Below are 9788 nucleotides of genomic sequence, written 5' to 3'. Positions count from 1 at the left end.
CTTTCCCTCGCCGCCACACGTAGAACAAGTGACGCGAGTCTGCATCGTGCCCAGAATGGTCTGCTGGTTACGGATCACCGAGCCGCTACCCTTACAAGTAGGACAAGTCTCCGATCCGCCGTCACCCTCGGCACCCGTGCCATGACACTGGTCGCACGGCACATATTTTTTGAGTTTAAATTTCTTTTCTACTCCGGTAGAGATTTCCTTCAACGTCAGCTTCACTTTCACACGGAGGTCACTGCCGCGATACCGGCGTTGCTGTGAACCGCCACCGCCGCCAAATCCGCTGAATCCTCCGAAGCCTCCCCCGAAACCGCCGCCGCGGCCACCAAAGATGTCGCCAAACATAGAGAAGATGTCATCCATCGACATTCCCTCGCCACCGAAACCACCGAACGGACCGCCATTTCCTGCCGCACCGCTCACTCCCGCATGACCGAACTGATCGTAACGCGAACGCTTCTCCGGATTGCTCAACACGTCGTATGCCTCGGCCGCCTCCTTAAATTTCTCTTCAGCCTCCTTGTCGCCCGGATTCTTGTCGGGGTGATACTGAATTGCTTTCTTACGGTATGCTTTCTTTATTTCTTCTACTGTGGCTGTCTTCGTCACCTCCAATATTTCGTAATAGTCTCTTTTTTCTGCCATGCCCATTTATTGATTTATGATTGAAAAGATTTATGATTTATGAATTCTGATTTATGATTTACTCTGCAGACCAATAGCGCAGCCATAAATCATAAATCATAATTCATAAATCTCCTCATTCTCCTACTACCACTTTAGCGTGGCGGAGCACTTTGTCGTTCAGTGTATATCCCGTTTGCACACAGTCCAGAATCTTACCTTTCTGTGCTTCCGACGGTGCGGGGATTACCGCGATGGCTTCATGGTAATCAGTGTCCAGTGGTTGGTCTTTTGTTTCGATGACTTTCACACCGTTTTGTGCCAAGACAGCCATAAATTTATTGTAAATCAGTTCTACTCCTTCTTTTACGGCATTGACATCTGTTGCCGTTTCCATTGTTTTGATGGCACGTTCGAAGTCGTCCACCACCGGAAGAATACTGCTAAGGCTCTTTTCGCCACCGTTCAGAATCAGTTCGGCCTTCTCCTTCATGGTGCGTTTCCGGTAGTTGTCAAATTCGGCAGACAAGCGCAGGTATTTATCTTTCTGCTCTTCAATCTCCTCTTGGGCCTTTTCCAGTTCTTTTTCCAACTCTTCTTCATGAGTCAGGGGAGTGGCGTCCTCCGCTTGTTCGTTTTGCGGTTGTTCTTCCGCATGGTTTTGAGTTTCCTCAACGTTCAGTTCTTCTTCCTTCACTTTTTTTTCTTTCGGATCCATCTTGGTATTTACTATTTTACTAGTTACTATTTACTATTTAACACACACGTTATCTTACTTGGTAAAATAACGCCAATAAACATACCGGGCTGACCGGATGTCATTGATTTTGTCTGCAAAAACTTTGCCAAGTTGGCTGTTTTGCCAAAAAACGCAGCAAAGGTAACACTTTTATGTCAGATTGGCACATATCAGATAGCTCATAATTCATTTTAAATGTCTAACTTTGCACGCTAAAATAGTTAATAGTAAAATAGTAACTAGTAAAATAGTAAATAAAGAAGATGATTACAGTTTCGAACGTTTCGGTACAGTTTGGTAAAAGAGTGTTGTTTAATGACGTAAACTTGAAGTTTACGAGTGGTAATTGTTATGGTATTATTGGTGCTAACGGTGCGGGAAAATCTACCTTCCTTCGTACGATTTACGGAGATTTGGACCCGACAACGGGTACCATTGCGCTCGGACCGGGCGAACGCCTTTCGGTGTTGAGCCAGGACCACTTTAAGTGGGACTCTTATACCGTTATGGATACTGTGATGATGGGGCATACTGTGTTGTGGGACATCATGAAGCAACGCGAAGAATTGTATGCGAAAGAAGATTTCACAGATGAAGACGGACTGAAAGTATCCGAGTTGGAAGAGAAATTTGCCGAGTTGGACGGATGGAATGCGGAAAGCGACGCAGCCATGCTGTTGAGCGGACTGGGCGTGAAAGAAGATAAGCATTATGTATTGATGGGTGAGTTGAGCGGTAAGGAAAAAGTGCGTGTCATGCTGGCGCAGGCATTGTACGGAAATCCGGACAATCTCTTGCTCGATGAGCCTACCAATGACTTGGATATGGAGACAGTGACCTGGTTGGAAGAGTATCTCTCCAACTTCGAGCATACCGTATTGGTAGTGAGCCACGACCGTCACTTCCTCGATTCTGTATGTACGCACACCGTAGACATCGACTACGGAAAAATCAATATGTTTGCCGGTAACTATAGTTTCTGGTACGAATCCAGCCAGTTGGCTCTCCGTCAGCAGCAGAACCAGAAGGCGAAGGCTGAAGAGAAGAAGAAAGAGTTGGAAGAATTTATCCGCCGTTTCAGTGCCAACGTAGCGAAGAGCAAGCAGACCACGAGCCGTAAGAAGATGTTGGAGAAACTGAACGTAGAGGAAATCAAACCTTCTTCACGTAAGTATCCGGGCATCATCTTCACTCCCGAACGTGAGCCGGGCAACCAGATTCTGGAAGTTTCCGGATTGAGCAAGAAGACGGAAGAAGGCGTAGTGCTTTTCAACGACGTCAACTTCAACGTAGAGAAAGGTGACAAAGTGGTATTCCTGTCGCGCAACCCGCGTGCGATGACTGCGTTCTTCGAAATCATCAACGGAAACATGAAGCCGGATGCCGGTACCTTCAACTGGGGGGTAACTATCACCACTGCTTACCTGCCGCTGGATAATACCGATTTCTTCAATACCGACCTCAACCTGGTGGACTGGTTGAGCCAGTTTGGCGAAGGAAACGAAGTGTATATGAAAGGTTTCCTCGGCCGTATGCTTTTCTCCGGCGAAGAGGTGTTGAAGAAAGTAAGCGTACTCTCCGGAGGTGAGAAGATGCGTTGTATGATTGCCCGTATGCAGCTCCGCAATGCAAACTGTCTGATTCTGGACACTCCGACCAACCACTTGGATTTGGAATCTATCCAGGCATTCAACAACAACCTGAAGACATACAGGGGAAACATCCTTTTCTCTTCTCATGACCACGAGTTTATCCAGACGGTTGCCAACCGTATCATCGAACTGACACCGAATGGTATCATCGACAAGATGATGGAGTATGACGAATATATCACGTCCGATCACATCAAGGAATTGAGAGCGAAGATGTACGGGGACAAGTAATTTCCCGTCTTGGACGTCGTAACCATCGTATAAAACTTAGGCGCGAATTACACGGATAACACGTTTCTGATTTTAAAGAAATCGTGCAATTCGTGCAATCCGCGCCTGATTTTTATAGATAGGATTCCATTCACCTGTTCTGATGAGATTATTTATTTAGCCCAATATCAGATGTGGAGGTGAGTGCATACCTAAATCGGTGTTTGTGATGTGACAAGTACTTTATTATACCTCTTCCATCAGCACCAATTCCCAACTGCGCCATACGATCGTTGCCAGTTTCAATCCCCCTTTCTCACGAGCTTCTGCCACACATTCATCCTTGCTATAGCGAATCAACTGTTCCCGCGCATCATCGGCAAGCGCGCGTATCTCTTTCTCCGATGCTCCTGCTTTCGCATACTTCACCTCCAATAGATACGTGTACGGTGGAGATACGGGTGCCGCCGGACTGGGCTTAAAGAAGAAATCGGCAAAACCCTTATTCATCTCATATTCCGGATATAGTTGATAATAGCGGAACATACTTAGATAGGCGAGGAGGAATCCTTTGATATGAGCTTCCCCTTCTATGTACTCCCTTATCCGGCTCTGCTCCCGAATGGCCTCTGCTAGAAATTCGAACAACGGTTTCCAGTCTCCTTTGAAAGACATATTCTCAAACAGAGTGCGCAGACGGTTCACGTCGAGCTTGAAGATGTCATGACGGGCATATCCCTGAATCAGGAAATTGAATAGCTGTTCGCGAACCACCAGATTGGGAATGTGCAGGATGGGACGCCCCATCATATCCACCCCTTTGATAGAAAGCAGTCCGAAATAGAACAGCAGAGATTTGAAGTTGCCCACGTCCGTCATTTCCAATGCGGAGAAATGGGTGACTATTTCAGTCACTATCTCGCCTTGCTCCGCAATCTCCTTGATGACGGAGAAGTTTTCGCCCAGTCCATGGTCGAGACGGACAAGGTAGGCAAGCTTGTTAAAGTCCGTACGGATATTGGGATCTACAATCTCTTTAGGTTTCACTCCGTGCAATATCAATGACTTCATGCAGTAGAGCACCATGTCCGAGTTGAACATACAATCTGCTAATTTATTTTCACTGAAGCAATAATTGTCATAGTTAGGCTTCATCATTGTCACCGCATCGTCTACCGACATCGGGAGAGCGCCTTGTTCCTTATAATACGTCAGCATCTCGCGCAATTCCTTCTCGCTGAAACCTACAAGGTCGTTAAACCACGGGTCGGTGGTGATATTCGTTCCGATGTTGAATCCGCTTGTCACGTCGTCCATCGTCACCGGGCTTACTCCTGTGATGAACAAACGGTTGACGGCAGAACCCATTCCTGTCGTGGCGGCTTTGATTACATTGAAAAACCTGCGGATATACCCTTCGCCATGCGTCGCTTTTCGATATAAGTCCGTGCCGTAAGTAGAAAGAATGGTATTCGTGAAATTATCGTATTCATCAATCAGGAGGTAGATTTTAATGTCTCCCTTGAGGGTGGCATACGAATTGATGGCAGATAACAGTGCTCCCGGTTCTTCGAGCGTTTCTTCGTTCAGCACGTTCCAGATCTCCTTTCCCAATATATGTTCGTACTTTTGCAGAAAATGTCTTAGTTTCCCGCAACAATGCAACCGGAAAGATTCCTCCACCTCATTGATATTCGAACTCACTTCCGAGAAATTGAATCTCATGATGAGAAACTGGTTATGTATCGGCGTAGGATGCTGCCCGATATACAGATGGCCGAACAATTCGTCGAACTGGTCGGCATACCGAACGTCATAATAAGCCTCCAGCATTGCCAGCGTCAGACTTTTCCCGAAGCGCCGGGGGCGGATCAGGAACAGATAAGACGGTTGCATTTCTATCTTTTCGATAAACATCGTCTTATCCACATAATAATAGTTTTCTTTTTGGATGCGACCGAAATCCGTCAATCCGTATGGTATTTGCTTCATCATATTGCGATTCCTTTCTTTATTCATCATTCATATCGAGCAAATATACGGAAAACGGATGAATGTGACACGTTTAATGCCACTAATTTATCCGTTTATCTGTTATTTCGTGCAAAAACGACTATCCGGAGGAAAAAGCTATTTTGTGGAAAAACGACTATCCGTGGGAAAACTGCCATTTCGCGGGAAAACTACAACTCCAACCCCGTCTGCACCGGAAGCTGCGGGCGTATTGAATTTTCTTTGCGCTCTTCGGCCGAATACTCCACCACCCAATATTCCGTGATGTTGTTGGAGGTCTTCCGTGAGTGGAAATGGTTGTTTTCCAATACCGTGACCAGCATTTGTTTCATCTGTGCGTTGGCTTGTGTGCGTCCGTTCATGCTCAATACCGACAGCAGCTGGGAGGCAGGATACCATTTTGCTTGTATATCGTTTGGTCTGGCTGCCCGGAAATAGAAGAAAAGATTCTCCTCTACCGGATCTTTTTGGCGGAACGCCTCATTGCGGTTGTTGAGAAACGTAATCTCCTGGTTCTCATACCAATATTGAAACCCCTGCCGGTAGAGTGCGTATGCTTGTGCATATATCCCCTGATGGTTGACAGGCGTGTGATAATCTATTTCCAGCAACGTATTAAACAGGATGCGCCTGTTCTCGCCAATGTCCGGCAGACAGTGCGGATTGTTGGTGCTGGCGATGAATGATGCGCGGCGGATGAACGTATAATTCTGGATGTCGTAAACCTTCCGTTCGTTCATCACATCTTGCGTGATGAGACTTTTCAACTCCTGCATGCGTGCGGGAGAGAGCGTATCAAACTCATCCAGATTGATGAGCAGGCAGGACGACATTTGCAGGAGATGGTCTTTGTTGTCGGGACTAATCATGCCGTTGCGATAATAATCCTTCAGCTCCGGTGGGAGGAGATGGCGGACAAAAGTACTCTTGCCTTTTCCCTGTGCGCCGTGGAGCAGCATCAACTGGTGGTTTTGCGCTTCGTCGTCGATGGCACATGCCACCATTCCCACCAGCCAGCGGCGGAAGCTGTCTTCAAAAAAGGCCTGGTCTGCCGCTTTCACTGTTTTTGTCAGTTGGCCGATGTGGTCTGTTTTCCCGTCCCATGTCTGGAGTGAGGTGAAATAATGAATAAACGGGTTGAACGGCTTTGCATAGTCCGAGTCTACCAGTGCTTTCAAATTAGCTTGCGAACTGTATATCTTCTTCATCTGTGCGTTGATATAGAATGTGTTGACATCCTTTGTGCGCAATGTACTGAAAGGCGGCTGCTCTGTTTTAGGGAGATCAGGTATTATTTTCCGGAACTCGATTTGCTCTTTCACCACGTTTCTCCTGATTTCGTAGTGTTCGTCCATAAATTTGATGACCTGGCATATTCTCGGTTGTTGGCTTTCTTCTTCTGCCTGATCGGTCTTTGAGGTGTATTGGTAAGCATTGTGCAAGGGCAGTTCGAGGTCGAAGTCGGGTAGGTCGCCGAAATGACTGTGTGCCAGACTGACGGCTTCCTCTTCCGTGATATGGCGGTGGTAACACTGATTGCCGAGACAATAGAAGAAATTGTCCCGGTTGCCTATCTCGAGACGTTCTTTGCGTTTGGTGTACTCCAGCGCCTTGCGGAAGTCGAGTTGCACTTGCAGGTCGATGGGCGACGCATTCTCCTGCACGGGGAGGAGCGGGGATCGTTTTCCCGAATTCTTGCGCTTCTTGTTTTTACATTCTTCTTCAGTGGGCAGTGTCACTTTTACGGTCAGCGGTTTTACGTTTTCCAGTCGTTCGGTAGAGAGGAAAGCGTCCGGATCGTGCGACACGAAGAATCCGCGTCCCGGGTCGCTTCCGCTGGTGTCTACTTTGGTATTGAGCAGCTTTTCATATTGGCTGCTTGCCAGGGCGTATATGCGGTGGTGGTAGCGTTCGAGGGTGAGGAAGTCTACGGTTCCCAATGCGTTCAGTTCGGTGCGTAAGGCTTCCGCTTCATTGCCGGTAAGATAGACGAAGATCTTTAGCCCGTGCATCCGGGGGCTGACGAAGCTGCCTAGCGTGTCGGGGCAATCGTTCACTAGTTGGCGGAATTCCGGGATCTTTTCTGCCGGCATATCGTCACAGTCGAGCGTGATGATGTCCTGATACTTGTCCAGACTGTAAGCTAGCCTTTCCTTGGCGTAAGTAGCCGTGATGGTGCAGTAGGGCAGTTGCTTCTTCATGTGGTCTGCTTTCACCGTTTCTCCTGCATCCATTGCTTCCCGGAGTCTCCGGATTCTGTCGCGATAGATCTCTCCCCGGATAAATTCGAACATTTGCCGGATACTGATACTTCCTGATACGAGTGATAATCCCCTGTATGTCGTTATTGAGATATTTTCCATTTTAATTATTGATATGAATGTAAGTCGTGTCAATATTAACACACTGCAAAGGACGGCTTTTCATATAGAATAAAAAAACTGCTTTTGGTACTCAAAAAGCAGTTTTTTAACAGTCGGTTCTTTCGTGTTAATCTTCAAGAAGCGTTCTTTTCATTCTTTGTATCTCATAATCAATCTCTTCCACGCTTAATGATTCGTCCGAATCATCCGATTTCTTGAAATCAACAGCCATAAACAACAACTCTGCAAAGTATTTGGGGCTTTTAATGTTAAAAACAGAGTCATGGTCATAACAGAGATGGACAAAGGGGAGGAGAAACTTCTTGCGGTCGCCTGGACTTACCTCTATTCTGTTGGTATACAAATTGTTGACAGTGCCAAGCATTTGCGTGATAAACTGGGATACTTGGGGAAATTCTCCCTTTTCGAGTGTTACAGCCTGTTTGTTCTGGTAAACGAAGCCTTCGGAAAAAATGTCTTTTTTCTCATGATTTTAAGTGTTATTTGATTAGTGTTAAAAAATGTTGGTCTAAAAAGACGCAAAGGTACGTTTTATTTTGTTCCTATCGTTTACTTATACTTTTTATTCTCTTTATATATTTTATTTGATGGAAAAAGCGTGTAATTGAGGTGGAACCCCTCCACCTCAATTACACGCTTTTTCTATATAAAAAGAATATTCTCTCGCGCCTGCGCACGTGTACATTATTAAGTAAGAAAACTAACAGCATTCAATAAGAAAACACACAGCCTGTTTGTCCTCAAGATACCATGTATTATACGGAGTCCCATCATAATGTCGACAGGGCACAGTTGCAGGGCTGGCATTATAAAACAGATATTGGACAGAATACCCCCATAACCGCTTTTGTTTTCATTATAGCTAATCTTGATTTCATTATAGCTAATTCTGATTTCATTATAGCTAATTTCGATTTCATTATAGCTAATTTTATTTTCGTTATAGCTAATCAGCACTTGCCCTAAAGAGATTCATGGCTCATCAAGATACCTCACGATGAGCCGCACCTGCCTTGCACTATAAGCGTGGTCGTTTTTTCCTTCGCCGCCGCTATACATTGCGTCATATAATTCCTTGTTATTTCTGATCCACTCCCTCATTTTTCGCATGGCATACACCAACGGTACATATGGATTATATAAATGTGCCAGCTCCGATTTCAAATACGGACGTATGACAAACGGCTCCTCTGCTATCTCTTCTTTTTCTGCTTTCATATCTTCGGAAAATTAATTTTATCGTATTCCAAATATACGGAAAATCTCCCGCTTGTCCAAGTATATAAGTAAAATAAAATCACTCTGAATAAAAGTAAATACATTCTGAATGAAAGTAAGACAAACTAGGTCAAAGTAAGACAAAGTACGTCATCTCATCCTCTTATAATACACTACCTTTGAGGTGTCGAAAGAAAAAGAAACAGAGCTCGTTCCTCTCTTCCGATATTGATTGCGGCAACCGCAATTTGTAATATTTATTTTTCAATTATTAATTCTCAATTTTTAATTTATCATGGCAATACCATTTAAAAGAATGGGTCGTAAAGACCCGAGAAAGGTTGATGGGGTGGTGAAGTATCATCCGCAACTTGTGACGCAGGGACAGAGTGTAGACCTGGATAAACTTGCTTACACGATGAAAGAGAAAAGTTCCCTGTCGCTGGGTGACATTCAGAGTGTGCTGACTAATCTCGTAGAAGCGATGCGTACGGCGCTGTTCGACGGTAAATCCGTCAATATCCATGATTTTGGTGTATTCAGCCTTTCCGCTACCACGCGGGGAGTGGACACGAAAGATGAGTGTACGATGAAGAACATCAAGACGGTGAACATCAATTTCCGTCCTTCGAGCAGTGTCCGTCCTAATCTGACGTCTACCCGTGCCGGTGAGAAAATCGAGTTTCTGGATCTCGACGCGCCCAAGAAAAAGAAAACCGATGGTGAAGATCCCGGTGATGAAGGTGGCGGAGACTCCGGTGGAGGTAGTGGAGGCGGTAGCGGTGAAGCTCCGGATCCGGCAGCTTAATTCGTAGAGTGCAGATAATGTTTACAACTGATAAGAAAAATAGTGGCACTATGATGAGAAAGATTAATTTGATCGTGATCCACTGTTCCGCCACCCGTGCCGACCGTTCTCTCACCCCGGATGACTTGGAGATG

Annotated in this window: 8 protein-coding genes and 1 pseudogene; 4 read left to right on the top strand and 5 right to left on the bottom strand. The window is 45.7% G+C overall.

Annotation, left to right across the window (positions count from 1 at the left end; translation table 11 throughout):
* Together BXY_RS04470 and BXY_RS04465 are read right to left on the bottom strand one after the other, a co-directional pair.
* Positions 1-651 (bottom strand): DnaJ domain-containing protein (locus BXY_RS04470; RefSeq protein WP_208946765.1); only part of this gene is annotated, 651 nt, incomplete at its 3' end.
* 115 nt (positions 652-766) lie between these two features.
* On the bottom strand, positions 767-1348 hold the full coding sequence (locus tag BXY_RS04465) for a nucleotide exchange factor GrpE (RefSeq protein WP_004315797.1): 582 nt from the start codon (positions 1346-1348) through the stop codon (positions 767-769).
* Positions 1349-1632: 284 nt separating this feature from the next.
* Between BXY_RS04465 and BXY_RS04460 the strand changes: the two genes are divergently transcribed.
* Positions 1633-3252, top strand: coding sequence for an ABC-F family ATP-binding cassette domain-containing protein (locus BXY_RS04460; protein ID WP_004315798.1), 1620 nt, complete (start codon positions 1633-1635; stop codon positions 3250-3252).
* A gap of 225 nt (positions 3253-3477) precedes the next feature.
* On the opposite strand, the gene BXY_RS04455 is transcribed toward BXY_RS04460, so the two are convergent.
* A complete protein-coding gene (locus BXY_RS04455) occupies positions 3478-5226 on the bottom strand; it encodes an ATP-binding protein (RefSeq protein ID WP_208946764.1) in 1749 nt (582 codons plus the stop codon).
* Positions 5227-5414: 188 nt separating this feature from the next.
* Positions 5415-7607, bottom strand: a complete 2193-nt coding sequence (locus BXY_RS04450) for a VapE domain-containing protein (protein WP_208946763.1) — start codon at positions 7605-7607, stop codon at positions 5415-5417.
* A 283-nt stretch (positions 7608-7890) separates the two neighbouring features.
* Here BXY_RS04450 and BXY_RS04445 point away from each other — a divergent pair, with 283 nt between their 5' ends.
* Positions 7891-8115, top strand: a complete 225-nt coding sequence (locus BXY_RS04445) for a hypothetical protein (RefSeq protein WP_004315501.1) — start codon at positions 7891-7893, stop codon at positions 8113-8115.
* Between the two features lie 485 nt (positions 8116-8600).
* On the opposite strand, the gene BXY_RS04440 is transcribed toward BXY_RS04445, so the two are convergent.
* Positions 8601-8846: a DUF4248 domain-containing protein gene (locus tag BXY_RS04440; protein ID WP_004297879.1), complete on the bottom strand. Its 246-nt coding sequence runs from the start codon at positions 8844-8846 to the stop codon at positions 8601-8603.
* Between the two features lie 295 nt (positions 8847-9141).
* Here BXY_RS04440 and BXY_RS04435 point away from each other — a divergent pair, with 295 nt between their 5' ends.
* Positions 9142-9654 carry an HU family DNA-binding protein gene (locus tag BXY_RS04435; RefSeq protein WP_008022053.1) on the top strand — a complete coding sequence of 171 codons (513 nt, stop codon included), beginning with the start codon at positions 9142-9144 and terminating at the stop codon, positions 9652-9654.
* Positions 9655-9707: 53 nt separating this feature from the next.
* Positions 9708-9788, top strand: a pseudogene (locus BXY_RS23485) (N-acetylmuramoyl-L-alanine amidase); the annotation flags it as partial.

It is taken from the genome of Bacteroides xylanisolvens XB1A, assembly GCF_000210075.1.
In the GTDB taxonomy this organism is placed as follows: Bacteria; Bacteroidota; Bacteroidia; order Bacteroidales; family Bacteroidaceae; genus Bacteroides; species Bacteroides xylanisolvens.
Note: the sequence above shows the minus strand (reverse complement) of the source record. Positions and strands in the feature narration are given on the sequence as shown.

What these genes read in the sequence shown, in the direction of transcription:
- BXY_RS04465 (WP_004315797.1), bottom strand. Translation starts at nt 1,348, where the DNA reads ATGGATCCGAAAGAAAAAAAAGTGAAGGAAGAAGAACTGAACGTTGAG.
- BXY_RS04460 (WP_004315798.1), top strand. Translation starts at nt 1,633, where the DNA reads ATGATTACAGTTTCGAACGTTTCGGTACAGTTTGGTAAAAGAGTGTTG.
- BXY_RS04455 (WP_208946764.1), bottom strand. Translation starts at nt 5,226, where the DNA reads ATGATGAAGCAAATACCATACGGATTGACGGATTTCGGTCGCATCCAA.
- BXY_RS04450 (WP_208946763.1), bottom strand. Translation starts at nt 7,607, where the DNA reads ATGGAAAATATCTCAATAACGACATACAGGGGATTATCACTCGTATCA.
- BXY_RS04445 (WP_004315501.1), top strand. Translation starts at nt 7,891, where the DNA reads ATGGTCATAACAGAGATGGACAAAGGGGAGGAGAAACTTCTTGCGGTC.
- BXY_RS04440 (WP_004297879.1), bottom strand. Translation starts at nt 8,846, where the DNA reads ATGAAAGCAGAAAAAGAAGAGATAGCAGAGGAGCCGTTTGTCATACGT.
- BXY_RS04435 (WP_008022053.1), top strand. Translation starts at nt 9,142, where the DNA reads ATGGCAATACCATTTAAAAGAATGGGTCGTAAAGACCCGAGAAAGGTT.